18 protein-coding genes and 1 riboswitch are annotated in these 25345 nt (G+C 70.7%); of the genes, 10 read left to right on the top strand and 8 right to left on the bottom strand.

All coding sequences use genetic code 11. The features are described from left to right. The first annotated feature begins 59 nt into the window (after positions 1-59). Positions 60-506 carry an SsgA family sporulation/cell division regulator gene (locus ACFV9M_RS06565; RefSeq protein ID WP_385063586.1) on the top strand — a complete coding sequence of 149 codons (447 nt, stop codon included), beginning with the start codon at positions 60-62 and terminating at the stop codon, positions 504-506. A 116-nt stretch (positions 507-622) separates the two neighbouring features. Here ACFV9M_RS06565 and ACFV9M_RS06560 read toward each other — a convergent pair whose 3' ends face one another. Further along, a complete protein-coding gene (locus ACFV9M_RS06560) occupies positions 623-2395 on the bottom strand; it encodes a YibE/F family protein (RefSeq protein ID WP_385063588.1) in 1773 nt (590 codons plus the stop codon). Positions 2396-2467: 72 nt separating this feature from the next. Then, a riboswitch (TPP riboswitch) is annotated at positions 2468-2657 on the top strand. Between ACFV9M_RS06560 and thiC the strand changes: the two genes are divergently transcribed. Continuing rightward, entirely contained in the window at positions 2650-4446 is a 1797-nt protein-coding gene (gene thiC, locus ACFV9M_RS06555) for a phosphomethylpyrimidine synthase ThiC (protein WP_385063590.1), read from the top strand. It overlaps the preceding riboswitch by 8 nt. 132 nt (positions 4447-4578) lie before the next feature. Here thiC and ACFV9M_RS06550 read toward each other — a convergent pair whose 3' ends face one another. The 3 genes from ACFV9M_RS06550 to ACFV9M_RS06540 form a co-directional block, all read right to left on the bottom strand. Next, positions 4579-5463, bottom strand: coding sequence for a hypothetical protein (locus ACFV9M_RS06550; RefSeq protein ID WP_385063592.1), 885 nt, complete (start codon positions 5461-5463; stop codon positions 4579-4581). A 193-nt stretch (positions 5464-5656) separates the two neighbouring features. After that, a complete protein-coding gene (locus tag ACFV9M_RS06545; RefSeq protein WP_385063593.1) occupies positions 5657-6739 on the bottom strand; it encodes a metallophosphoesterase in 1083 nt (360 codons plus the stop codon). Positions 6740-7261: 522 nt separating this feature from the next. Beyond that, the gene (locus tag ACFV9M_RS06540) at positions 7262-8374 is read right to left on the bottom strand and encodes a LacI family DNA-binding transcriptional regulator (RefSeq protein ID WP_385063595.1); all 1113 of its coding nucleotides are present in this window, start codon (positions 8372-8374) and stop codon (positions 7262-7264) included. A gap of 440 nt (positions 8375-8814) precedes the next feature. Between ACFV9M_RS06540 and hisC the strand changes: the two genes are divergently transcribed. The 5 genes from hisC (at position 8815) to ACFV9M_RS06515 (ending at position 17609) form a co-directional block, all read left to right on the top strand. Next, positions 8815-9894, top strand: coding sequence for a histidinol-phosphate transaminase (hisC, locus tag ACFV9M_RS06535; protein ID WP_385063597.1), 1080 nt, complete (start codon positions 8815-8817; stop codon positions 9892-9894). 308 nt (positions 9895-10202) lie between these two features. Next, positions 10203-11708: a cytochrome ubiquinol oxidase subunit I gene (locus ACFV9M_RS06530; protein ID WP_385063599.1), complete on the top strand. Its 1506-nt coding sequence runs from the start codon at positions 10203-10205 to the stop codon at positions 11706-11708. Between the two features lie 20 nt (positions 11709-11728). Further along, a complete protein-coding gene (gene cydB / locus ACFV9M_RS06525) occupies positions 11729-12733 on the top strand; it encodes a cytochrome d ubiquinol oxidase subunit II (protein ID WP_385063600.1) in 1005 nt (334 codons plus the stop codon). Positions 12734-12792: 59 nt separating this feature from the next. After that, positions 12793-16332: a thiol reductant ABC exporter subunit CydD gene (gene cydD / locus ACFV9M_RS06520; protein WP_385063602.1), complete on the top strand. Its 3540-nt coding sequence runs from the start codon at positions 12793-12795 to the stop codon at positions 16330-16332. 212 nt (positions 16333-16544) lie between these two features. Then, the gene (locus ACFV9M_RS06515) at positions 16545-17609 is read left to right on the top strand and encodes a peptidoglycan DD-metalloendopeptidase family protein (protein WP_385063603.1); all 1065 of its coding nucleotides are present in this window, start codon (positions 16545-16547) and stop codon (positions 17607-17609) included. 22 nt (positions 17610-17631) lie between these two features. Here the strand turns inward: ACFV9M_RS06515 and ACFV9M_RS06510 are convergent, their stop codons facing one another. The 4 genes from ACFV9M_RS06510 to ACFV9M_RS06495 form a co-directional block, all read right to left on the bottom strand. Next, entirely contained in the window at positions 17632-18531 is a 900-nt protein-coding gene (locus ACFV9M_RS06510; RefSeq protein WP_385063605.1) for an HAD hydrolase family protein, read from the bottom strand. Positions 18532-18745: 214 nt separating this feature from the next. Beyond that, positions 18746-19648, bottom strand: coding sequence for an LLM class flavin-dependent oxidoreductase (locus tag ACFV9M_RS06505; protein ID WP_385063607.1), 903 nt, complete (start codon positions 19646-19648; stop codon positions 18746-18748). Between the two features lie 113 nt (positions 19649-19761). Then, positions 19762-20310 carry an RNA 2'-phosphotransferase gene (locus ACFV9M_RS06500; protein ID WP_385063608.1) on the bottom strand — a complete coding sequence of 183 codons (549 nt, stop codon included), beginning with the start codon at positions 20308-20310 and terminating at the stop codon, positions 19762-19764. A gap of 185 nt (positions 20311-20495) precedes the next feature. Next, the gene (locus ACFV9M_RS06495) at positions 20496-22283 is read right to left on the bottom strand and encodes an SDR family oxidoreductase (protein WP_385063609.1); all 1788 of its coding nucleotides are present in this window, start codon (positions 22281-22283) and stop codon (positions 20496-20498) included. A gap of 277 nt (positions 22284-22560) precedes the next feature. On the opposite strand from ACFV9M_RS06495, the gene ACFV9M_RS06490 reads away from it, so the two are divergent. From ACFV9M_RS06490 to ACFV9M_RS06480, 3 genes are read left to right on the top strand one after another with little or no spacing between them, the layout of a single operon-like run. After that, complete coding sequence (locus ACFV9M_RS06490) at positions 22561-23526, top strand: ABC transporter ATP-binding protein (protein WP_385063611.1); 966 nt, start codon at positions 22561-22563, stop codon at positions 23524-23526. Next, complete coding sequence (locus ACFV9M_RS06485; RefSeq protein ID WP_385063613.1) at positions 23516-24427, top strand: ABC transporter permease; 912 nt, start codon at positions 23516-23518, stop codon at positions 24425-24427. Before ACFV9M_RS06490 ends, ACFV9M_RS06485 begins: the two co-directional genes overlap by 11 nt. Next, positions 24424-25335 (top strand): ABC transporter ATP-binding protein, encoded by a 912-nt coding sequence (locus tag ACFV9M_RS06480; RefSeq protein ID WP_385063615.1) that lies wholly within the window; start codon positions 24424-24426, stop codon positions 25333-25335. Before ACFV9M_RS06485 ends, ACFV9M_RS06480 begins: the two co-directional genes overlap by 4 nt. The last annotated feature ends 10 nt before the right edge of the window (positions 25336-25345 follow it).

Here is a 25345-nt window from a genome sequence, read left to right as displayed (position 1 = left end):
ATGCCCTGACAGTCAGGGGTTTATTCCCAGCCAATCGACGGCCATGACGGGGTAAGGCGATGAGAGAGTCCGTGCAAGCAGTCCAGGCAGAGGTCATGATGAGCTTTCTCGTCTCGGAGGAGCTCTCGTTCCGCATCCCCGTGGAGCTGGGCTACGCCACCTGTGATCCTTACGCCGTCCGGCTCACTTTCCACCTGCCCGGTGACGCCCCGGTGACATGGGCGTTCGGTCGGGAGCTGCTCATCGACGGGGTGGGCAGACCGTGTGGCGAGGGGGATGTGCGGGTCTCCCCGGTGGACCCGGACTCTTTGAGCGAGATCCTGATCCGACTTCAGGTCGGGAGTGATCAGGCGGTGTTCCGCTCCTCGACGGCGCCGCTGGTCGCCTTCCTCGATCGCACGGACAAGCTGGTGCCATTGGGTCAGGAGGGTGCATTGGCCGATTTCGACGCCCATCTGGACGAGGCGCTGGACCGGATCCTGGCGGAGGAGCAGAGCGCCGGCTGAGCGGTGCGCACGGGAACGGTGGCGTAACGCTTCGGCAGGGGCCGAGTCATTGCAGTAACGCTTCTGCTGGGCGCGTCCGAGCCGGGCGCCGCTGCCGGCTCGGACCGCTGGTCGCGTCAGCGCTTGCGCCGTCTTCCCCTGCCGCCCCGGAGGGCCGGGCCCGTCGCACCGGCCGCCGCGGAGTTCGCCGCCGTTCCCGGTGCCGCCCCGGGTGCCGTCGCGGTGGCCGGGCCGGCCCCGGTGCGGTCGGCCGACACCACCAAGGCCGCGAGGGCCGTGGTCACCGGCACCGACGCGACCAGGCCGATCGAGCCCACGAGTGTGCGCACGATCTCCTCGGCGACCAGTTCGCTGTTGGCAACCGTGCCGACGCTGCTCTGGGCGATCGAGAAGAGCAGCAGCAGAGGCAGCGCGGCACCGGCATAGGCGAGGACGAGCGTGTTGACCACCGACGCGATGTGGTCGCGGCCGATCCGGATGCCGGCCCGGTACAACCCGCGCCAGCCCATCGACGGGTTGGCCTCGTGCAGCTCCCAGACCGCGGACGTCTGGGTGACCGTCACATCGTCCAGAACACCGAGTGAACCGATGATGATGCCGGCGAGCAGCAGACCGCTCATGTCGATCGACGGATACAGCCCGTGGATCAGACCGGTGTTGTCGTCCGTGTTACCGGTCAGGGCGGCCCAGTCGATGAACCATGAGCCCAGGAAACCGATCAGCAGCAGCGAGATGAGTGTCCCGAGCACCGCGACCGAGGTGCGGGCCGAGAGTCCGTGACACAGGTAGAGCGCGATCAGCATGATCGCGCTCGCTCCCACGACCGCCACGGCCAAGGGGTTCGAGCCCTGCAGGATCGCGGGCAGGATGAAGAAGTTGAGGATCAGGAAACTCATGGCCAGTGCCACCAAGGCCATTACGCCCCGCAGCCGCCCGACGAGGACGACGGCGACGGCGAAGATGGCGGCGAGCACCGCCAACGGGACACGGCGGTTCACGTCGGTGACCGAGTACTGCAGGTCCTTCGGCGCGGAGGGCTCGTAGGCGACCACGACCTTCTGGCCCTCGTGCAACTGCCGTGACTGGTCCGGCTGCACGATCTCCGTGAACGTACGGCCCTTGTCGTCGCCGGTGTCCACCCGGATCGTCGCCCGCTTGCAGGTGCCGTTCTCCTGCTGCTGCGCGGAGGAACCCTCGGCCGTCGAGGTGTCGCCGGTGGCGGTGGCGCCCGAGGCGTTCACCGACGAGCAGCTGACGCTCACGACCTTGGTGACCGTCGCATGCTGCGTCTGCCGGTCGAAGCCCACCCCGGTGCGCTCGTGCGCCGGAGCACCGCCGGGCCACAGCACGACCAGGCCGGCGAGCACGGCCACGGCGAACGGGATGAGAACGGCCGCGATGACCTTGCGCAGGTGCTGGGAGACAGGGGCGGCCGGGCCGTGGCTGTGCGAGTGCCCGTGTCCTCCGCCCGAGCCCGGACCGTGCCCTCCGCCGCCGCCAGGACCCGGGCCATGCCCACCGCCCGGACCACTGCCGTGACCACCGCCGTGACCACCACCGGGTTCCTCACCGGGGCCATGCCCATGGCCGTGCCCGCCGTTGTGGGCGCCGCCCGGTCCGTGCCCGCCACTGGTGGGAGCGCCCGGTCCGTGCCCGCCACCGAAGCCAGGGCGACCGTCGCCGTACCCGGACCCTTGGGCGCGCCCGCTTTGGGAAGGCGGGCGGCCGGCCCCGAGACCGGTACCAGGAGCGGTCCCGGGGCCGTGAGGGGCGCCCGGACCTGAAGCTGGGTGCGGATCTGGCCCTGGACCGGAATCAGGGCCGTTTCCGGCACCCGGTCCGCGAGGCGGCTCGGGTGGTGGGTACGGGGGCTGGTGTGTCGTGGTCACCGACCGATCATCGCAAGAACGACAGGGGCCCCCTGTTCACCGCGCCCGAATTGCCGCTAGCGTGGGGGCAACCTTTGCACACGCGGGAGCTCGGAGCACCGGGCTGAGAGGGCGCTGACCTCCGTCTTTGCGATGTTTCACGTGGAACGTCACTGGAACCGAGTGATGTTTCACATGGAACGTCGGCCGACGGTAGCCGCTGCGTCGACCGCTGAACCTGTTACCGGGTAATGCCGGCGTAGGGAGTAGGTCTTATGACCATCAAGGACGCACGCACGCCTGCCTCCACGCAGATCTCTGCCGAGATCTCCGCCAACGGGGAGGCCGGGAAGTCCATCGGCTGGCACAAGGCGTATGTCGAGGGCGCGCGCCCCGACCTGCGGGTGCCGGTCCGTCAGGTGCACCTCAGCAACGGGCAGTCGGTGACGCTGTACGACACGTCCGGCCCGTACACCGATCCGCTCGTCGAGACCGACGTCCGCAGGGGCCTGTCGCCGCTGCGGGAGAACTGGATCACCGCCCGCGGCGACACCGAGGAGTACGCGGGCCGCCCCGTCCGTCCCGAGGACGACGGCATCAAGCACACCTCGCCGCGCGGCGGCCTGCGAAACCTCGACGCGGTCTTCCCCGGACGGCCCCGGCTGCCGCGCCGTAGCCGGGACGGCAAGGCGGTCACCCAGCTCGCGTACGCACGCCGCGGCGAGATCACGCCCGAGATGCAGTACGTGGCCCTCCGGGAGAACGTGGCGCCCGAGGTGGTCCGCGAGGAGATCGCGGCGGGCCGTGCGGTCCTGCCCGCGAACGTCAACCACCCCGAGATCGAACCGATGATCATCGGCAAGCGGTTCCTGGTGAAGGTCAACGCCAACATCGGCAACTCGGCGGTGACGTCCTCCATCGAGGAGGAGGTCGAGAAGATGACCTGGGCGACCCGGTGGGGTGCGGACACGGTCATGGACCTGTCCACCGGTCGCAACATCCACACCACCCGTGAGTGGGTGCTGCGCAACTCCCCCGTTCCCATCGGCACGGTGCCGCTGTACCAGGCGCTGGAGAAGGTCGACGGCAGGGCCGAGGAACTGACCTGGGAGATCTACAAGGACACCGTCATCGAGCAGGCCGAGCAGGGCGTGGACTACATGACCGTCCACGCGGGCGTCCGCCTGCTGTACGTCCCGCTGACCGCGAACCGCAAGACCGGCATCGTCTCGCGCGGCGGTTCGATCATGGCGGCGTGGTGCCTGGCCCACCACAAGGAATCGTTCCTCTACGAGCACTTCGAGGAACTCTGCGAGATCCTCGCCGCCTACGACGTCACGTACTCGCTCGGCGACGGTCTCAGGCCCGGTTCGATCGCCGACGCCAATGACGAGGCGCAGTTCGCGGAACTGCGCACCCTCGGGGAACTCAACCGGATCGCAAAGCGTTTCCATGTTCAGACGATGATCGAGGGCCCGGGACATGTCCCGATGCACAAGATCAAGGAGAACATCGACCTTCAGCAGGAGATCTGTGATGAAGCTCCGTTCTATACGCTCGGCCCGCTGACGACGGACGTCGCGCCGGCGTACGACCACATCACCTCCGGTATCGGTGCCGCGATGATCGCCTGGTGGGGCACGGCCATGCTCTGCTACGTCACGCCGAAGGAGCATCTGGGCCTGCCCAACCGTGACGACGTCAAGACCGGCGTCATCACGTACAAGATCGCCGCTCACGCCGCCGACCTCGCCAAGGGACACCCCGGTGCGCAGGAGTGGGACGACGCGTTGTCCGACGCCCGCTTCGAGTTCCGCTGGGAGGACCAGTTCAATCTGGCCCTCGACCCGGACACGGCCCGTGAGTTCCACGACGAGACCCTGCCGGCCGAGCCGGCCAAGACCGCTCACTTCTGCTCGATGTGCGGGCCGAAGTTCTGCTCGATGAAGATCTCCCAGGACATCCGCCGTGAACACGGCGGATCGCGCGCGGAGATCGAGGAAGGGATGGCGCAGAAGTCGCAGGAGTTCGCGGCGGCGGGTAACCGTGTCTATCTGCCGCTGGCGGACTGACGCCGGGCTCTCAGCGGCTCGGGGCGGTGCGAGGCCATCCGCGGGCCGAGGGCGTGGGCCGGGCCCCAGCCGGTCTGTGCCCAGCCGGGTGTACGGCTTGCGTCCCCTTCGGCGGGGGCGCAAGCCGTGGGCCTATTCCGGCTGGTGCTCGGGCCCTCCGAACTCCGGGCTGGTGTAGTCCGGGCTGGTGTAGCTCGGGCGGGAGCCGGTCGAGCGTCCGTCGTCCGGGCTGCTGAAGCCCGGACGGTCGTAGCCGATCTTCGGCAGACGGCCGGTGGGCGCTTGCGGGGTCGGGTCGCTGTGCAGTGCGGCGGCCGTGCCCGGGTGGGCGAGGGCCTCGCGCAGGAACGGAAGTATGCCCCGTTCCAGCAGGGCTTCTCGCCAGGCTTCCCTGGCGCGGGCCACCTCCTCGCTCAGTTCGGCGTACGGACCGGCCTCCAGGGTCGGCCGGTTGCGCAGGGCGGTGAGGAGGAGTCCCACGGCGGCGACGAGGATGGCGGCCGCGGCGATGGCGCCGAACGCCCAACCGGTGGTGAGCATGGCTTGGGCGAACGACTGTCCGGGGTCGAGCATCCTGAGGACGTAACCGACGAGCAGGAAGATCACCGCGGCGGTGCCGGCGAGGACGGGGGTGAGGACGGCGGCGATGGCGACGGCGCCCGCCCCGGCGGCCTCGGCGGCCTGGGCCGCGTCCCCCATGGTGGCGGCGAGCCCCATCCCGCCCACGCCCGGCTCGCTGTGACCGGAGTCCTGGGTGGGTGAGGACGGGGTGGACGGCGCCGGGTGGCGCAGTTCCTCGCGGACCTTCACGTAGTGCTGGTACTCGGTCGCCGCGGCCGCCGTGATGAGAGCGGTGGCGTTGAGCGCCATGGTGCGCAGTTGTTCGGCGGTGAGCCGCTGTCCGGCAGCGGTCGGTTCCGGTTGGTGTGGTGCGGAGCGCAGCGCCTCGTCGAGGACCCGCTCGTACTCCTGGCGGTCCTCGCTGTGCAGGTGCTGCGGAACGCTGTTCATGTGCATCCCCCGATGCTCCGTAGGGCTTGGGGCTCGCATGCCAACGAGCCGTCGGGCAGAAACGGAGGGGAGCCTGCTACGGATAAGTCGATGGTAGAGCGGCGACGGCCCGGGGTGACAGGGGGTTTGCCGAAATTGGCCCCTGGCCTGCGGGGTCACCGGGCGCGTCCGACGCGGGGGACGGCGGGCGCGTGAACGGTCAGTCGGTGAGCGGCAGTTGCTGGACCAGCAGCTTTCCGGCCATCGTCACGCCACCGTCCATCGCGATGGCCAGTCCGTCCGCGTAGACGTGCGGTCCCTCGACCACCGGGCCGGCCGCGTCGTCATCGTCCTCGGAACCGACCTCGCCCGTCAGGTACGGAATCGGGCTGTGGCCGTGAACGATGCGGGTGCCGCCGTACGTATCCAGCAGGGAGCGGACGGCGTCGGCGCCGCCCTCGTCACGGAAGGAGAAGCGCTTGGTGAACTTGCGGAACAGATCCCACACTTCGTCCGCGTCGTTGCGGGTGAGCGTCTCGCGGACGGTGTCGTTGACCGCCTCGATCGAGTCGCCGTAGTCGAGATAGGCGGTGGTGTCGGAGTGGACGAGCAGGTGGCCGTCGACCTCCTCGACGGCGTCGAGGCGGGCCATCCACTGCAGATGGTGGTCCTGGAGGCGGTCCATGTCGGACTTCTGGCCGCCGTTGAGCAGCCAGGCCGCCTGGAAGGTGGCGGTGCCCGCACCGGAGTTGACCGGGGTGTCGCCGAAGCGCTTGGCGCCGAGGAGGAGGAGCTCGTGGTTGCCCATGAGGGCCTTGCAGTAGCCGCCGGCGGCGGCGGCCTCGGCGGACAGCCGCATCACGAGGTCGATGACGCCGATGCCGTCCGGACCGCGGTCGGTGAAGTCGCCGAGGAACCACAGCCGGGCGGTGCCCGCGCACCACTGGCCGGCCGCGTCGATCAGGCCCTTCTCCTGCAGGGCGGCGACCAGCTCGTCGATGTAGCCGTGCACGTCACCGACGACGAACAGCGGACCGGGGCCGTTCGCGGGCAGCGGGGCCTGGACGGTCGCGGGGTCCACGGTCACCTGGAGGGTGTCGCCCCGGTTGATGACAGGCAGATCGCGCTGGGTGGGCGTGTAGCCCTCCGGGTGGTCCAGCGGCTCATCGAGGGGAGGCACGGCGTTCCCGGGATGGGTGCTGTGGGCGTACGGACCGGTCTCATGGACGTACGCGGGCACCCGGAAGTCGCGCAACGTCGCCGTCCGCTCCACCTCGGGTCCCTGACCGGCCCCCTGAGTCATCAGACCCCTCCACCATCGCGCCGCATCTGCACCGCCTCGGACTGCCTGGTCCCAACGGCCCGCGGTGCCGTGGGCCCATCATAGGAATGCGGATCGTGCCGTGTGATGACCCAGGGGTGGTGAATCGGAGCAAGGCTCCAGTTCACCGCGGCTTTCGCCCCGATTGGGGCGGGCTTAGGCAGTCCGCACGCACCTGGCGCACACCGTGCCCACACCCTCGCCCCACGCACCCCTGACGTCACGATCGGAGTCCAGGGTACGTATGAAGGCTCCCCGAGGCCGAATCCGCGCCCAGCCGTCGCTCGTGTCCTGGTTGCCGTCGCCGGTGTCCGGGACCGCTGCCGCGGCGTCGGAAGCCTCCTGTCGCCGCCTCCTGCCGCCGCTGCGGGCCGTCCGGCGCCCGCGGCGGCGGCCCGCGGTACGCAGTTCCCATCCCAGACGCCGGTCTTCCGGGGCCTCGTCGCGCGCCCGGCACCCGGACGGCCCCGGAGGAGGCCCCGTGGGCGACGCGTCCGCGGGCCGTTACGTCTCCTCGGGCGCCCGCGGTGGACTGACCGTCGTCCGCTGTGTGCGTCGCTGGGACGAGGTACGCACGATCAGTTCGGTCGGTATCACCTGCTCGACGGGCTGGTCCGCTTCGACGCCCTCGATGGCGTCGATGAGGAGCTGCACCACGGCCGTGCCGATGCGGCGCGGCTTCAGGGAGAGCGTGGTGATGGGCGGTTCGGTGCTGGCGTACACGGTGGACTCGCTGCAGCACACCAGCAGCAGGTCCTCCGGGACGCGCAGCCCGTAGCGGCGGGCGGCGGCGAGCAGGTCGGTGCCGTTGGGGTCGAACAGGCCGTAGACGGCGTCGGGGCGGTCGGGGCGGGCCAGCAGCCGGTCGGCGGCGACGGCGCCCGCGCACGGGTCATGGGCGGGGTAGGCCTCGTAGACGGGGTCCTGGCCGACCCGTTCGCACCAGTGCAGGTAGGCGCTGGTGGACAGGTGGGTGTACGTGTCGGTGGTGGTGCCGGTGAGCAGGCCGATGCGGCGGGCGCCGGCGTCGGCGAGGTGGTCGAGGATGTCGAGGACGGCGGCCTCGTGGTCGTTGTCGACCCAGGCGGTGACCGGGAGCGCGCCGACCGGCCGACCGTCGGAGACGACGGGTAAACCCTGCCGGACCAGCTCGCTGACCACGGGATCCTGGTCGGACGGGTCGATGACGACCGTGCCGTCCAGGGCGACGTTCGACCACACGTCGTGGCGGGAGGTCGCGGGCAGGATGACGAGCGCGTAGCCGCGGGCCAGGGCCGCGGAGGTCGCGGCGCGCGCCATCTCGGCGAAGTACGCGAACTCGGTGAAGGTGAAAGGTTCATCCCCGTACGTCGTCACGGTCAGACCGATGAGGCCGGACTTGCCGGTACGGAGGGTTCGGGCCGCGGCCGAAGGGCGGTAGCCCAGTCGGTCGGCGACCTCGCGGACATGGCGTCGGGTGGCGTCGGGGAGCCTGCCCTTGCCGTTGAGGGCGTCGGAGACGGTCGTGATGGAGACTCCGGCGGCGGCGGCCACGTCCCTGATGCCCGCCCGGCCCGGCCGACCGCCTCGGCGTGAAGTTTCCGCGCGGCTCACCTGGTGCTTCCCTGCTGCTGTCATGGCGAGCCGATAGTAGGGCTCATCCGGTGGGGTAGGGCGGACGCATATGCACGCGTTGACAGGCACGTTTCTGCATGGCTGTTGGTGGTCATGTGCCTTTGAAAGAAAGCCTTTTCGCGGGTCCCATGCCAGGACGTGGGGTGTGGGCATGGATGAGCCTGCCAACGCACCGATGTCTCGAAGAGGTCTCAACTCACCTGCACGAGGGACGCGCGCCACGGAGCGAGCTACCGGCGCGTAGATATATGTAGGGAGCGCCCCCGTTTCGTACGCCTTGGTGCGGTGATGCCACTGATGCGGCGGGCCGGCACGGCTCCGGGGCCGGAGGCGGTGCGCGGGATGCCGGTGCCCGAGTGCTCGGCCGGAGCTGTTCGCAGCCGCGCCGAATCCTCTTAAGGTGAGCAGTATTGAACCCGGTGGTGGTCACGAGGAGGACTGCGGTGAGCGAGACAAGCCCCAAGCTGCGCGCCGAGCTGGAGGGGATCCCCACCTACAAGCCGGGCAAGCCGGCCGCGGCCGGCGGCCCCGTGGCCTACAAGCTGTCCTCCAACGAGAATCCGTATCCGCCGCTGCCCGGCGTGATGGAGACGGTCACGGCCGCCGCCGCGTCCTTCAACCGCTACCCGGACATGGCCTGCACCGGCCTGGTGAACGAGCTCGCCGAGCGTTTCGGCGTGCCCGTCTCCCACCTGGCGACCGGCACCGGCTCGGTCGGGGTCGCCCAGCAGCTGGTGCAGGCGACCGCGGGCCCGGGTGACGAGATCATGTACGCCTGGCGGTCGTTCGAGGCGTACCCGATCATCGCTCAGATCAGCGGTGCGGCCGCGGTGCAGGTGCCGCTGACGCCGGGGGATGTGCACGACCTGGACGCGATGGCGGACGCGATCACCGAGCGGACCCGGCTGATCTTCGTCTGCAATCCCAACAACCCCACGGGCACCGTTGTGAAGCGGGCGGAGCTGGAACGGTTCCTCGACCGGGTGCCCGGTGATGTGCTGGTCGTGCTGGACGAGGCCTACCGCGAGTTCATCCGCGACCCCGAGGTGCCGGACGGTGTGGAGCTGTACCGGCAGCGGCCGAACGTCTGCGTGCTGCGCACCTTCTCCAAGGCCTATGGCCTCGCCGGGCTGCGCGTCGGATTCGCGATCGCCCACGAGCCGGTGGCGGCGGCGCTGCGCAAGACGGCGGTGCCGTTCGGTGTGAGCCAGCTCGCACAGGAGGCGGCGATCGCCTCGCTGCGGGCCGAGGACGAGCTGTTCGGCCGGGTCGGCTCCCTGGTCTGTGAGCGCCAGCGGGTGGTCGAGGGACTGCGGGAGCAGGGCTGGACGGTGCCGGAGACGCAGGCGAACTTCGTGTGGCTGCGGCTCGGTGAGCACACGGTCGCTTTCGCGGCGGCGTGTGAGCAGGCCGGTGTCGTGGTCCGGGCGTTCCCCGGCGAGGGCGTGCGGGTGACCGTCGGGGAGACGGAGGCCAACGACATCTTCCTGAAGGTGACGGAAGGGTTCCGTAAGGAGCTGTAGGGCGGTAGGGCGGCTCCGTACGGGCGCGGCCCCGTACCCCTGTGGGCCCGTACCCCTGTGGGGGCCACCCCTGTGGGGTCCGCACGGGCGTGCGGGGTGGCGTCGCTGCTGTCGTGGGCGCTTCGGTTTCACGTGGAACCGAGGCGCCCTTTTGTATGCCCGTCATCGCTCTCCTTCGCCTTGTCTTCGCAGGTCAGGACGGCCTTCGCGCTTAAGGGGCCCCCGCCCGCCGAGGCTCGAACGGCTATGCGTCATAATTGCTTGTGAATGTGAACGCTTTCACAAGCGGTGAGGTAAGGAGCGGCGACGTGGACCTGGCTTTGGCGCCGGAGACTCTGGCGCGCTGGCAGTTCGGCATCACGACCGTCTACCACTTCCTGTTCGTCCCCCTGACGATCTCGCTGGCCGCTCTGACGGCCGGCCTGCAGACGGCATGGGTGCGCACGGAGAAGGAGAAGTACCTCAGGGCGACGAAGTTCTGGGGCAAGCTCTTCCTGATCAACATCGCGATGGGCGTGGTCACCGGCATCGTGCAGGAGTTCCAGTTCGGTATGAACTGGTCGGACTACTCCCGCTTCGTCGGTGACGTCTTCGGCGCTCCCCTGGCCTTCGAGGCCCTGATCGCCTTCTTCTTCGAGTCCACCTTCATCGGCCTGTGGATCTTCGGCTGGGACAAGCTGCCGAAGAGGATCCACCTGGCGTGTATCTGGATGGTCTCGATCGGCACGCTCCTGTCGGCGTACTTCATCCTCGCGGCCAACTCGTGGATGCAGCACCCGGTGGGCTACCGGATCAACGAGGCGAAGGGCCGCGCCGAGCTCACCGACTTCTGGCGGGTCCTCACCCAGAACACCGCGCTCAACCAGGTGTTCCACAGCTTTTCGGCGGCGTTCCTGACAGGCGGCGCCTTCATGGTGGGTATCGCCGCCTACCACCTGATGCGCAAGAAGCACGTCTCCGAGATGCGCACATCGCTCCGGCTCGGCCTGGTCACCCTGGCGGTCGGCGGTCTGCTCACCGCGGTCAGCGGGGACACCCTCGGCAAGGTCATGTACGAGCAGCAGCCGATGAAGATGGCCGCGGCCGAGGCGCTCTGGGACGGCGAGGAGCCGGCACCCTTCTCCGTCTTCGCGTACGGGGACGTCGACAAGGGGCACAACAAGGTCGCCCTGGAGATACCCGGCCTGCTGTCCTTCCTGGCCCACAGCGACTTCGAGTCGTACGTGCCCGGCATCAACGACACCAACAAGGCCCTTCAGGAGAAGTTCGGCCCCGGTGACTACAAGCCCATCGTCCCCGTCGCCTACTGGGGCTTCCGCTGGATGATCGGCTTCGGCATGGCGTCCTTCTCCCTCGGCCTGCTGGGCCTGTGGCTCACCCGGAAGAAGTTCATGCTGCCGGCCGCCCTGCGGACCGCGGACGACGAAGTGCCGCGGCTGGTGCTGCTCAAGAAGCCGCTCGGGACGAGGCTCACCCGGCTGTACTGGCTCCTGGCGCTCTGGACGATGGCCTTCCCCCTGATCGCCAACTCCTGGGGCTGGATCTTCACCGAGATGGGCCGCCAGCCCTGGGTCGTCTACGGCGTGATGCAGACCCGCGACGCGGTCTCCCCCGGTGTCTCCCAGGCCGAGATCCTCACCTCGATGATCGCCTTCACCACGCTGTACGCCGTCCTCGCCGTCATCGAGGTCAGGCTGCTCGTGAAGTACGTCAAGGCCGGCCCGCCCGAGCTCACCGAGGCCGACCTGAACCCGCCCACGAAGATCGGCGGCGAGGCCCGTGACGCCGACAAGCCGATGGCCTTCTCGTACTAGGCCGAGGGAGCTGCACAGTCATGGAACTGCACGACGTCTGGTTCGTCCTCATCGCCGTCCTGTGGATCGGCTACTTCTTCCTGGAGGGCTTCGACTTCGGGGTCGGTGTCCTCACCAAGTTGCTCGCCCGCAACCGGCCCGAGCGGCGGGTGCTGATCAACACCATCGGCCCGGTGTGGGACGGCAACGAGGTGTGGCTGCTCTCGGCGGGCGGCGCGACCTTCGCCGCCTTCCCTGAGTGGTACGCGACACTCTTCTCCGGTTTCTACCTGCCGCTGCTCCTCATCCTCATCTGCCTGATCGTGCGGGGCGTCGCCTTCGAGTACCGGGTGAAGCGCCCGGAGGAGAGGTGGCAGCGCAACTGGGAGCACGCGATCTTCTGGACGTCGCTCCTGCCCGCGTTCCTGTGGGGTGTGGCCTTCGGCAACATCGTGCGGGGCGTGAAGATCGACCGGGACTTCGAGTACGTCGGCGGCCTGGGGGACCTGCTCAACCCCTACGCGCTGCTCGGCGGTCTGGTCACCCTGACCCTCTTCACCTTCCACGGGGCGGTCTTCACAGCCCTCAAGACTGTCGGTGACATCCGGGAGCGGGCGCGGAAGCTGGCGTTCAAGGTCGGCCTGGCGACCGCCGCCCTCGCGCTGGTCTTCCTGCTGTGGACGCAGGCCGACCACGGTGACGGCAAGAGTCTCGTCGCGCTGGTCGTGGCGGTTGCCGCGTTGGTCGTGGCGCTCGTGATGAACCAGGCCGGACGTGAAGGATGGTCGTTCGCGCTGTCCGGGGTCACCGTCGTGGCCGCCGTGACGATGCTGTTCCTGACGCTCTTCCCGAACGTCATGCCGTCGACGCTCAACGAGGACTGGAGCCTCACGGTGACCAACGCCTCGTCGAGCCCCTACACCCTGAAGATCATGACCTGGTGCGCGGCTGTGGCCACGCCGGTCGTGATGGTCTATCAGGGGTGGACCTACTGGGTGTTCCGCAAGCGGATCGGTACGCAGCACCTCGCTGAGACTGCACACTGAGTCCGATTCGGGGCATGTTTCACGTGAAACATGCCCCTTGAGAAGAGGGTGTGTTTCACGTGAAACCGATCGACCCCCGTCTGCTCCGCTACGCACGGGCCACCCGTCTCTTCCTGGTGGCGGTCGTCGGTCTGGGCGCCGCCGGATCGGTGTTGGTCATCGCGCAGGCGATGCTCATCGCCGAGGTGGTCGTCGGCGCGTTCCAGCGGGGGCTGTCCGTCGCCGACCTCGGCACGCCGCTGATGCTGTTGGCGGCCGTCGCGATCGGCCGCGCCCTGGTCTCCTGGCTCACCGAACTCGCCGCGCACCGCGCGAGCGCCGCTGTGAAGTCGGAGCTGCGGGGGAGGCTGCTGGAGCGTGCCACGGAGCTGGGGCCGGGGTGGCTGAGCGGGCAGCGCACGGGTTCGCTGGTCGCCCTCGCCACACGCGGTGTGGACGCCCTCGACGGCTACTTCTCGCGGTATCTGCCGCAACTGGGCCTCGCGGTGGTGGTGCCGGTGGCCGTGCTGGCGCGGATCGTGACCGAGGACTGGGTCTCCGCCGCCATCATCGTCGGCACCCTGCCGTTGATCCCGCTCTTCATGGCGCTGATCGGCTGGGCCACGCAGTCCCGGATGGACCGTCAGTGGCGGCTGCTCTCCCGGCTGTCGGGCCACTTCCTGGATATCGTGGCCGGGCTGCCCACCCTGAAGGTGTTCGGACGGGCCAAGGCGCAGGCGGAGTCGATCCGGCGCATCACCGGCGAGTACCGGCAGGCGACCATGCGGACCCTGCGGATCGCCTTCCTCTCGTCGTTCGCTCTGGAACTGCTGTCCACGCTCTCCGTCGCCCTGGTCGCCGTGACGATCGGCATGCGACTCGTCCACGGCGAGATGGAGCTGTACATCGGCCTGGTCATCCTCGTGCTCGCCCCGGAGGCGTATCTGCCGCTGCGGCAGGTCGGGGCGCAGTACCACGCCGCCGCCGAAGGACTCGCGGCGGCCGAGGAGATCTTCGCCGTACTGGAGACACCGGTGCCGGCCTCGGGCACGGGCCCGGTACCGGGGGGTGAGGTCGCCTTCAAGGGGGTCACGGTCCGCTATCCCGGACGGTCAGCCGACGCCGTCACCGAGGTGACCTTCACCGTCCGCCCGGGGGAGACGGTCGCTCTGGTGGGTCCGAGTGGAGTGGGCAAGTCGACCCTGCTGAACGCCCTCCTGGGCTTCGTACGGCCCGCCGAGGGACGGATCCGTGTCGGGGGAGTCGATCTGACCGACCTGGACCTTGAGCAGTGGCGGTCCCGGATCGCCTGGGTGCCGCAGCGTCCGCACCTCTACGCCGGGACGATCGCCGAGAACGTACGGCTGGCGCGTCCCGACGCCGATGACGCCGCCGTCCGGCGGGCGCTGTCGGACGCGGGGGCGCTGGAGTTCGTCGACGCGCTGCCCGCCGGGGACCGGACGGTGCTCGGCGAGGACGGAGCCGGGCTGTCCGCCGGACAGCGGCAGCGGCTGGCCCTGGCCCGGGCGTTCCTCGCGGACCGGCCGGTGCTGCTGCTGGACGAGCCGACGGCGGCCCTGGACGGGGAGACCGAGGCGGAGATCGTGGCGGCCGTGCGGCGGCTCGCGGCCGGGCGGACCGTGCTCCTGGTGGTGCACCGGCCGGCGCTGCTGGCGGTGGCGGACAGGGTGGTGCGGCTCGCGGTGGCGGACCGGACGACGGTACGGCCGACGGCGGCTGACCGGGTGGCGGGGACGGCGCAGGCCGAGGTGCGCGGACGTGTCGAGGAGGCCTCCGAGAGCATTCCCGCACCGGCGGCGGCAGCGCACGTCTCCACCTGGTCCGGTCCCCACACGCAGCCGAAGGCCGTCGGCGGTGTCCTCGCCCGGGTCCGCGCCATGGCCGGGGCGCGGCGCGGCCGGCTCACCCTCGCCCTGCTGCTCGGCAGCCTGGCCCTGGGCAGCGCCGTCGGGCTCATGGCCACCTCCGGGTGGCTCATCTCGCGGGCCGCGCAGCAGCCACCGGTGCTGTACCTGATGGTGGCCGTGACGGCGACCAGGGCCTTCGGGATCGGACGGGCCGTGTTCCGCTACGCCGAGCGGCTCGTGTCGCACGATGCCGTGCTGCGCATGCTGGCCGAGACCCGTGTCGCCGTCTACCGGCGGCTGGAACGGCTGGCGCCCGCCGGACTGCGCACCGCCCGCCGGGGCGATCTGCTGACGCGGCTCGTCACCGATGTGGACGCCTTGCAGGACTACTGGCTGCGGTGGCTGTTGCCGACCGGCGCGGCCGTCGTCGTCTCGGCCGGATCCGTCACGTTCACCGCGTGGTTGCTGCCCGAGGCGGGGGCGGTGCTCGCGGCGGGGCTGCTGGCGGCCGGGGCGGGCGTGCCGTTGATCACCGGCGCCGTGGCACGCCGGGCGGAGCGTCGGCTCGCCCCTGCCCGGGGCGTGCTCGCCACCCGTACGGCGGACCTGCTCACCGGGACCGCCGAGCTGACCGTCGCCGGTGCCCTGCCCGCCCGCGCCGCCGAGGTACGGGCGGCCGACTCCGTGCTCACCCGGATCGCCTCGCGCGCGGCCACCGCCACCGCGCTCGGCGACGGCCTGACCGCGCTCGTCTCCGGCCTGACCGTCGCGGCCTCCGCCCTCGTCGGCGCCCAGGCGGTCGCCGACGGGCGACTGGGCGGCGTCACGATGGCCGTCGTCGTCCTCACACCGCTGGCCGCCTTCGAGGCGGTGCTCGGGCTGCCGTCGGCCGTGCAGTTCCGTCAGCGGGTGCGCCGCAGCGCGGAGCGGGTGGTCGAGGTCCTCGACGCGCCCGAGCCGATGCGTGAGCCGGAGCGGCCCCGGAAGGCGCCCGTGTCGCCGTTCCCGCTCGTCGTCAAGGATCTCGTGGCCCGGCACGCCGGTCAGGACCGGGACGCGCTCGCCGGTGTCGGCCTCACCCTGGCGCGGGGACGCCGGATCGCCGTCGTGGGGGCCTCCGGCTCCGGCAAGACGACGCTCGCGCAGGTGCTGCTGCGGTTCCTGGACGCCGGGGCAGGGTCGTACACGCTCGGCGGGGTCGACGCGTACGCCCTGGACGGCGACGACGTACGGCGGTTGGTCGGGCTGTGCGCGCAGGACGCGCATCTCTTCGACAGCTCCGTGCGCGAGAACCTGCTGCTGGCGAGGAAGGACGCCACCGAGGACGATCTGAGGGACACGCTGGCGCGGGCCCGGCTGCTGGAGTGGACCGACGGTCTGCCCGACGGGCTCGACACGTTCGTGGGCGAGCACGGCGCCCGGCTGTCCGGCGGGCAGCGGCAGCGGCTCGCGCTGGCCCGCGCGCTCCTCGCCGACTTCCCCGTCCTGGTGCTGGACGAGCCCGCCGAGCACCTCGACCTGGCGACCGCGGACGCGCTCACCGCGGACCTGCTGGCCGCCACCGAGGGCCGTACGACGCTTTTCATCACGCATCGGCTGGCCGGTCTGGAAGCGGTGGACGAGGTGGTCGTGCTGGACGCGGGCCGGATCGTGCAGCGCGGCACGTACACCGAACTGGTCGCCGAGGAGGGGCCGTTGCGCAGGATGGCCGAGCGTGAGGCGGCGGCGGAGGAGTGGGCGGGGGCACGCTGACCCCGAGCGGGGCCTGGGCGGGCGGCGGTGACCCCGGTCTCCGTCGTGACCCGAACAGGCGACGCCGCCCAGGCTGCTTCCCCGGTCGTCCGGGCGTCGGGTGCGCGCGGGAGCCGGGTGGGTCACCGTGCTGAGCCATTCGGGGCGGGCGGTCCCCCAGGCGTACGACTTGAACAGGACCGCCGCCGGGCCGGCACGACACGATCGCTGACATGCGCTCATCTCGCCGTCGCCCTCTGCTTGTCCCGGCCCTGCTGTGCGCGGCCGTGGTGCTCGCGGCACTGCCCACCGCCGCCGGCGGCGCACCCGGCAGGGAGGGATCCGACCCGTACTCCGGCGTCAGCGCGCGGGTAGTGCGGCTGTACCGGGACGCGGCCGTGGCCACGCAGCGGTACGAGACGGCGCGGCTCAAGGCGGAGGCTCAGCGGGCCCGGGCCCAGCGGCTGGAGGAACTCCTCGACCGCGAACGGCAGAAGATCGCTGTCCTCCGCGCGGACCTGGGGCGTATCGCGCGCGCCCAGTACCGCAGCAGCGAGGGACTGTCGGCCGCCGCGCACATAGTCCTGGCCCGTGACCCCGACGCGTGGATGCGTGGTCAGCGTGTCTTCTCCCGGACGGCCGAGGCCGTCGACAACGTGATCGCCAGGAACCGGAGGGCCGAGGCACGGCTGGCCGTCGACGAGGCGAAGGCCGCCGCGGCCTGGCAGGTGCTGGAGCGGCACAACACCGAACTCGCCGTGCTGAAGGAGGGCATCGAGCAGAAGCTGGAACAGGCGCGGTGGGAGTTGCAGGGGCAGGCGGACGCCTCGGTGGCGGCCGGTTCGTGCCGCGGTGCCGTACGTTTCGACCAGCCGTCGCCGCGCCGCACCCAGGAGTGGGTGACGCCCGTCGAGGCGTACACCCTGTCCGCGAGCTTCGGCAGCGGAGGTGACCACTGGGCGAACCTGCACACCGGGCAGGACTTCGCGGTGCCGATCGGGACGCCTGTGCGGGCGGTCGGCGTGGGCCTTGTGGTGCGGGTGTCGTGTGGGGGCCCGTTCGGCATCGAGGTGGTGCTCCAGCACGCCGACGGCTACTACACGCAGTACGCCCACCTCGCGGCCGTCACCGTCGACCAGGGCGAGCAGGTGGTCCCCGGGCAGTGGGTCGGCCAGTCCGGCACGAGCGGCAACTCCACGGGGCCGCACCTGCACTTCGAGGTGCGGGTCACACCGCAGGCGGGATCGGCGGTGGACCCGGTGCCCTGGCTGTCGGCACGTGGGGCGTCCGTCGATTAGGGCGCTCGCCGGGGGGCGTGTCTCAGCGGGAGGGCCGGACCCGTTCGGCGACCAGCTGCTCGATGACGACGGCCACCCCGTCGTCGTTGTTGGCGACCGTCTGGCCGGAGGCCGCCGCGACGACGTCCGGGTGGGCGTTGCCCATGGCGTACGACCGGCCCGCCCAGGTGAGCATCTCGACGTCGTTCGGCATGTCCCCGAAGGCGACGACCTCCTCGTGGGAGATACCGCGCTCGGCGCAGCACAGGGCGAGGGTGCTGGCCTTGGAGACCTCGGGTCCGCTGATCTCCAGCAGGGCGCTGGGGCTGGAGCGGGTGACGTTGGCACGGTCGCCGATGGCGAGGCGCGCGAGGGTGAGGAAGGCGTCGGGATCGAGCGTGGGGTGGAAGGCGAGGATCTTGAGTACCGGCTCGCCGGCGCCGGGCGCCTCCGGTCCCAGCAGCCGCTCGGCCGGCGCGAGGGCGTCGGGGACCTCCAGGTGCATCTTCGGGTACTCCGGCTCCTGGTAGAAGCCGTAGGTCTGCTCGACGGCGTACATCGTCCCGGGCGCCGCCTCACGCAGCAGCCGTACGGCGTCCAGCGCGTTCTCCCGGGCCAGCTCGCGCACCTTCACGAACCGGTGGGCGCCGGGGCCGCCGTGCAGGTCGACCACGGCGGCGCCGTTGCCGCAGATCGCGAGGCCGTGCCCGTGGACGTGCTCGCTGACGACGTCCATCCAGCGGGCCGGACGGCCGGTGACGAAGAAGACCTCGATACCCGCCTCCTCGGCCGCTGCCAGGGCCGCTACGGTGCGTGGGGACACCGACTTGTCGTCCCGCAGCAGGGTGCCGTCGAGGTCGGTGGCGATCAGCCGGGGCGGGAGAGTGGCGGCAGGGGTCTCGGGCTGTCGAGTCGCTGAGGTCACCGGGCCATTCTCCCGCATGCTCCCGCACGCCCGTGCGGGACTCCGCACGGATGAGGCCTCGTCGGCCGTCCGGTGCGGGCCGCGGAGCCGCGAGGGGCGGCCGCCCGCCGAGGTCGGCTCGGCGGGCTGGCCTGTGCGCTGTCGAGGTCGGCTCGGCGGGCTGGCCTGTGCGCTGCTGAGGTCGGCTCGGCGGGCCGGCCAGTGCGCTGCCAAGGCACCCACGCAGCCGAAGTCAGCGCAGTTGCCCCGGGGCCTCCATGGCGATCTGCTCGAAGAGCTTCTCGTCGGCCGCGAAGTCGGAGTCAGGGATCGGCCAGTGGAGCACGAGCTCCGTGAAGCCGAGCTCCTGGTGCCGTCCCGCGAAGTCGACGAAGGCGTCCAGGGAGTCCAGCGGGCGGCCGCGGTCCGGGGTGAACCCGGTGAGCAGGATCTTGTCGAGCTCCTGAACGTCCCGTCCGAGGGCCACACAGGCGTCCGTGAGCTTCTCGATCTGGTCGCGGAGGGCCTGCACCGACTGCTCCGGGGTTCCGGTCTCGTACAGCCGGGGGTCGCCGGTGGTCACCCAGGCCTGTCCGTGCCGGGCCGCCAGCTTCAGCCCGCGCGGGCCGGTCGCGGCGATGGCGAAGGGCAGCCGGGGCCGCTGGACGCAGCCGGGGATGGTGCGCGCCTCGTGAGCCGCGTAGAAATCGCCCTCGTACGACACGGAGTCCTCGGTGAGCAGCCGGTCGAGCAGGGGCACGAACTCGGCGAAGCGGTCGGCGCGCTCACGCGGGGTCCACGGCTCCTGGCCGAGGGCGGTGGCGTCGAAGCCGGTGCCGCCCGCGCCGATGCCCAGGGTGACGCGACCGCCGGAGATGTCGTCCAGGGAGATCAGTTCCTTGGCGAGGGTGACCGGGTGCCGGAAGTTCGGCGAGGTCACCAGCGTGCCGAGACGCAGGCGGTCGGTGATCGACGCGGCGGCGGTGAGCGTCGGGACGGCACCGAACCACGGGCCGTCGCGAAAGCTGCGCCAGGACAGGTGGTCGTAGGTGTACCCGGTGTGGAAACCGAGCTGCTCGGCACGTGTCCAGGACGTGGCACCGCCTTCGTTCCAGCGGCGGTGCGGGAGGATCACGGTACTCAGTCGCAGACTCATGACCTCGAGCGTAGGCGGCCGACCCCGTTTCACGTGAAACGATCAGCGCTCTTCCTGTCCGTGGCGTGGCCCGTGAGGGGCGACGCCCGTCGGGCTCGACGTACGCCGCACGCTCAGTGCGTCTCCGGAAAGCGCAGATACCGCGGCGGCACGGCCTTCGTCAGCCACACCCCGTTGGCGCTGACGTGGAAGACGTGCCCGTCGCGGTGCATGGCTTCGGCGTCCACGGAGAGCACCACCGGCCGGCCGCGCCGGGCACCGACCCTGGTCGCCGTCTCGCGGTCGGGTGAGAGGTGCACGTCGTGCCGGTTCATGGGGCGCAGGCCCTCGGCCCGGATCGCGTCCAGGAAGCGGTCCACGGTCCCGTGGTAGAGAAACGGCGGCGGTGTCGCCGGCGGCAGACCGAGGTCCACCTCGACGCTGTGGCCCTGGCTGGCCCGGATGCGGGTGCCCTCGACCGCGAAACGCTTCTTGTCGTTGGCGGCGACCACGTGGTCCAGTTCGTCCCGGGTGATGGGGAAGCCGTGGGCCGCGGCGGCCGCGATCAGTGTCTCGATCTCGACCCAGCCGCCGTCGTCGAGCCGGAGGCCGATGCGCTCGGGCCGGTGGCGCAGGTGTTTGGAGAGGTACTTCGACACCTTCACCACGCGTCGTTCGTCCATCCGCCCAGCATGACGGGCGAGACGTGCATCACGCATTTTGTTTTACGCCCGAGGTTTGGTCCACAAGCAACCCGAGTTATCCACAGGGGAATTGGCGTCTCTGTGGACAACTGACCTCACGCGGCGTCCGGTTCGAGCAAAGTCGTCCCCTCTCAAGCCTGTTGACGGTTCGTCCCCGAACCCCCTCACCCCAGCGGCCGGATTCGGGCCAGACGTCTCAACACCCCCGGCGCGAAACGCGACAACGCGTGCACACCGCGCGCCTCGGGTGTCACCGCGACCACCGCCTCGTCGCGCAGCACCGCGCGCAGGATCGCTCGGGCGACCTTCTCCGGAGGGTAGTTGCGCAGTCCGTACGCCCGCCGGGACCGCTGCCGCCGACGGTCCTCCTCCTCCGCGTCGACGCCGACGAACCGCGCCGTGGACGTGATGCCGGTGTTGACCAGGCCGGGACAGACCGCGGTGACGCCGATGTCCTGCCCGGCCAGTTCGGCGCGGAGGCACTCGCTCAGCATCAGGACGGCGGCCTTGGACGTGCTGTAGGCGGGCAGCACCCGTGAGGGCTGAAAGGCGGCGGCCGACGCGACGTTGACGATGTGGCCTCCCTGGCCGCGTTCGGTCATCTGCCGGCCGAAGAGACGGCAGCCGTGGATGACGCCCCAGAGGTTGACGTCCAGGAGCTTGCGCCAGTCCTCGGGTGTGGTGTCGAAGAAGGAGCCCGACATCCCGATTCCCGCGTTGTTCACCAGTACGTCCAACGCGCCGTGCGCGGCGAGTACTTCGTCGGCCAGCTTCTCCATCGCCCGTTCGTCGGACACGTCCACCTGCTTGGCCCAGGCCTCCGGTGCGCCGGCCGGACGGGATGCCGCGGCGGTGCGGGCCGCGGCGTCCGCGTCCAGGTCCACGGCGATCACACGGGCGCCGGCCTCGGCGAAAGCGAGGGCCGTGGCCCGTCCGATGCCACTGCCCGCACCGGTGACCAACACCAGCTGACCGCCGAAGCGTTCGGCGGACGGGCCGCCGGCCCGCCTTCCTCCCTCCGGCTCCGCGGCGCCGCGACCGGTGCCGCCCTCCGCCTCCACCGCGGTCACGAACTCCGCGATCCAGGCCGAGACCTGATCCGGCCGGGTGCGCGGGACCCAGTGCCGCGCGGCCAGCGTCCGCCGCGTCAACCGGGGCACCCACTGCTCCAGTTCGTCGTACAGCCGCCGCGACAGATACGCGTCGTCCAGGGGCGTGATGAGCTGCACGGGAGCGTGCGCGTGCGCGTCGGACCGGGGGCGGCGCATCCGGGGCCGTACGTTGTCGCGGTACAACCAGGCGCCGTGGGCGGCGTCTTCGGGCAGCGAGGACGTCGGGTAGTCGCCGGCCGGGACCTTCTCCAGTCGTCGCAGGACGCCCGGCCAGCGCCTGCCGAGGGGCCCGCGCCAGGCGAGTTCGGGCAGAACGGGCGTGTGCAGCAGGTACACGTACCAGGACTTGGCTCCCTGGCCGAGGAGTTGGCCGACCCGGCGCGGAGTGGGCCGGCGCAGACGCCGGTCGATCCAGTGGCCGAAGTGGTCGAGGGACGGGCCGGACATCGACGTGAAGGAGGCGATCCTGCCCCGGGTCCGCTCGACCGTGACGAACTCCCAGCCCTGGACGGAACCCCAGTCGTGGCCCACCAGATGGACCGGACGGCCGGGGCTGACCGCGTCGACGACCGCCAGGAAGTCGTCGGTCAGCTTCTCCAGGGTGAAACCGCCCCGCAGCGGTGCGGGCGCGGTGGAACGGCCGTGGCCGCGGACGTCGTAGAGGACCACGTGGAAGCGGTCGGCCAGCCGGGACGCGACCTGCGACCACACCTCCTTGCTGTCCGGATAGCCGTGCACCAGGACGACCGTCGGCCGCTCGGGGTCGCCGAGTTCGGCCACGCACAACTCGATCCCGCCGGTCGGCACCCGGCGCTCGCGCGCACCCTCCAGCAGCGTCACTCCGCCTCCACCTCCACCTCTCCCTCGTCCCGGACCTCTCTCCGTCACGACCCGGGCGGGCGGCGACGGCTGCGCTACGCGTCCGTGACGTGACCCCGCCGAATCTGGCACTTGTTAGAGAAAGCGTCAATAGTGTGGACGTCGAGCAGTCGATCACCACCCCTCACCCTCAGGCAGGGGTTCCCCTACGGACCCGTACGCCTGAGGTCGGACGCGAGAACGGCTCTGAGGTCTGACGCCTCGCGTGGTGTGCGTCACTACCTTCGACAGTGTGACTGTGATCGCGACCGAAAGCCTGAGCAAGCGGTTCCCCCGGGTGACCGCGCTCGACCGGCTGTCCGTGGACGTCGGACCCGGTGTGACCGGACTCGTCGGCGCCAACGGAGCCGGCAAGTCCACGCTCATCAAGATCCTGCTGGGTCTCTCGCCCGCCACGGAGGGCCGCGCCGCGGTGCTCGGCCTCGACGTCGCCACCGAGGGCGCCGCCATCCGTGAACGCGTCGGCTACATGCCGGAGCACGACTGTCTGCCGCCCGACGTCTCGGCCACCGAGTTCGTCGTGCACATGGCGCGCATGTCGGGCCTGCCGCCGACGGCCGCGCGCGAGCGCACCGCGGACACCCTGCGCCACGTCGGCCTGTACGAGGAGCGGTACCGCCCCATCGGCGGCTACTCGACCGGCATGAAGCAGCGCGTCAAGCTCGCGCAGGCCCTCGTCCACGACCCGCGGCTGGTCTTCCTCGACGAGCCGACCAACGGCCTCGACCCGGTCGGCCGCGACGACATGCTCGGCCTGATCCGCCGCATCCACACCGACTTCGGCATCTCGGTCCTGGTCACCTCGCACCTGCTGGGCGAGCTGGAGCGCACCTGCGACCACGTCGTGGTCATCGACGGCGGCAAGCTCCTGCGCTCCAGTTCCACCACCGACTTCACCCAGACCACGACCACCCTCGCGATCGAGGTCACCGACACGGACGAGCACCCCGACGGCACCCGCGCGGTGCGCGAGGCGCTCCGCGAGCGGGGGGCCGACGTCCTCGACGGCCACAGCGGCCTGCCGGGCTCCGGCCACATCCTGCTGCTGACCGCACGGGGCGAGGAGACGTACGACCTGGTGCGGGACACGGTCGCCGACCTCGGCCTCGGCCTGGTCCGCATGGAGCAGCGCCGGCACCACATCTCCGAAGTCTTCAAGGACAGCGACGAGCAGCGGAAGGAGGCCGTCGGCCATGGCGGTTGAGCAGCACCCCGTCACCTCCCCGTCAGGTGACCAGAGCCGCATCCACGACATCGGCTACCGCGGTTACGACGGCCCGCGCCTGGGCCGCGCCTACGCCCGCCGGTCCCTCTACTCGCAGTCCCTGCGCGGCGCCTACGGCCTCGGCCGCTCGGTGAAGTCCAAGGTGCTGCCCATGCTGCTGTTCGTGGTGATGTGCGTGCCCGCGGCCATCATGGTCGCCGTCGCGGTCGCCACGAAGTCCAAGGAACTCCCCCTGGACTACACCCGGTACGCGATCGTCATGCAGGCCGTGATCAGCCTGTACGTCGCCTCCCAGGCACCCCAGTCCGTCTCGCGCGACCTGCGCTTCAAGACCGTGCCGCTGTACTTCTCACGTCCGATCGAGACCGCCGACTACGTGCGCGCCAAGTTCGCCGCGCTCGCGTCGGCGCTGTTCGTCCTCACCGCCGCGCCGCTGCTGGTGCTCTACGTGGGCGCCCTGCTGGCCAAGCTCGACTTCGCCGACCAGACCGAGGGGCTCGCCCAGGGACTGGTCTCCGTGGCCCTGCTCTCCCTGCTCCTCGCCGGGGTCGGCCTGGTCATCGCCGCCGCCACCCCCCGCCGCGGCTTCGGCATCGCGGCCGTCATCGCCGTCCTGACCATCTCCTACGGCGCGGTCTCCACCCTCCAGGCCATCGCAGAGGTCCAGAACAGCACCGGTGCCATCCCCTGGATCGGCCTGTTCTCGCCGATCACGCTCATCGACGGGGTGCAGTCCGCCTTCCTCGGCGCGACCTCGGCGTTCCCCGGCGGGATCGGCCCCTCGAACGGCGAGGGCGTGGTCTACGTCCTCGTCACCCTCGGCCTGATCGCCGCCGCCTACGGCCTCCTGCTGCGCCGCTACCGGAAGGCGGGCCTGTGACCACGCTCTCCCTCGACCACGTCTCCCGCTGGTTCGGCAACGTGGTCGCCGTCAACGACATCACCATGACCATCGGCCCGGGCGTCACCGGCCTGCTCGGCCCGAACGGCGCCGGCAAGTCCACCCTCATCAACATGATGGGCGGCTTCCTCGCCCCCTCCACCGGCACCGTCACCCTCGACGGACAGCAGGTGTGGCGCAACGAGCAGATCTACCGGCACATCGGCATCGTCCCCGAACGCGAGGCGATGTACGACTTCCTCACCGGCCGCGAGTTCGTGCTCGCCAACGCCGAGCTGCACGGCCTGGGCGACAGGGCCGCCCGGAAGGCGCTGGCCACCGTCGAAATGGAGTACGCCCAGGACCGGAAGATCCAGACGTACTCCAAGGGCATGCGCCAGCGCGTCAAGATGGCGAGCGCCCTCGTCCACGACCCGTCGCTGCTGCTGCTCGACGAACCCTTCAACGGCATGGACCCGCGCCAGCGCATGCACCTCATGGACCTGCTGCGGCGCATGGGCGACGAGGGCCGCACGGTGCTGTTCTCCTCGCACATCCTCGAGGAGGTCGAGCAGCTCGCCCGGCACATCGAGGTCGTCGTCGCCGGACGCCATGCGGCCAGCGGTGACTTCCGCAGGATCCGCCGCCTGATGACCGACCGCCCGCACCGCTACCTGGTGAGGTCCAGCGACGACCGCGCCCTCGCGGCCGCGCTGATCGCCGACCCGTCGACGTCCGGCATCGAGGTCGACCTCGCCGAGGGCGTGCTGCGCGTCCAGGCCGTCGACTTCGGCCGCTTCACGGCCCTGCTGCCGAGGGTGGCGCGCGACCACGGCATCCGCCTGCTCACGGTCTCGCCGTCCGACGAGTCCCTCGAGTCCGTCTTCTCGTATCTGGTCGCGGCGTAGGAGGCCGAAG

This window comes from Streptomyces sp. NPDC059895, from assembly GCF_042731035.1.
Taxonomy (GTDB): domain Bacteria; phylum Actinomycetota; class Actinomycetes; order Streptomycetales; family Streptomycetaceae; genus Streptomyces.
Note: the sequence above shows the minus strand (reverse complement) of the source record. Positions and strands in the feature narration are given on the sequence as shown.

Excerpts from the sequence above, each read along its gene's own strand:
- ACFV9M_RS06515 (WP_385063603.1), top strand. The coding sequence starts at position 16,545 with ATGCGCTCATCTCGCCGTCGCCCTCTGCTTGTCCCGGCCCTGCTGTGC.
- ACFV9M_RS06540 (WP_385063595.1), bottom strand. The coding sequence starts at position 8,374 with ATGACAGCAGCAGGGAAGCACCAGGTGAGCCGCGCGGAAACTTCACGC.
- ACFV9M_RS06550 (WP_385063592.1), bottom strand. The coding sequence starts at position 5,463 with ATGCACATGAACAGCGTTCCGCAGCACCTGCACAGCGAGGACCGCCAG.
- ACFV9M_RS06505 (WP_385063607.1), bottom strand. The coding sequence starts at position 19,648 with ATGAGTCTGCGACTGAGTACCGTGATCCTCCCGCACCGCCGCTGGAAC.
- ACFV9M_RS06510 (WP_385063605.1), bottom strand. The coding sequence starts at position 18,531 with ATGCGGGAGAATGGCCCGGTGACCTCAGCGACTCGACAGCCCGAGACC.
- thiC (WP_385063590.1), top strand. The coding sequence starts at position 2,650 with ATGACCATCAAGGACGCACGCACGCCTGCCTCCACGCAGATCTCTGCC.
- ACFV9M_RS06565 (WP_385063586.1), top strand. The coding sequence starts at position 60 with ATGAGAGAGTCCGTGCAAGCAGTCCAGGCAGAGGTCATGATGAGCTTT.
- cydB (WP_385063600.1), top strand. The coding sequence starts at position 11,729 with ATGGAACTGCACGACGTCTGGTTCGTCCTCATCGCCGTCCTGTGGATC.
- ACFV9M_RS06500 (WP_385063608.1), bottom strand. The coding sequence starts at position 20,310 with ATGGACGAACGACGCGTGGTGAAGGTGTCGAAGTACCTCTCCAAACAC.
- ACFV9M_RS06485 (WP_385063613.1), top strand. The coding sequence starts at position 23,516 with ATGGCGGTTGAGCAGCACCCCGTCACCTCCCCGTCAGGTGACCAGAGC.
- ACFV9M_RS06545 (WP_385063593.1), bottom strand. The coding sequence starts at position 6,739 with ATGACTCAGGGGGCCGGTCAGGGACCCGAGGTGGAGCGGACGGCGACG.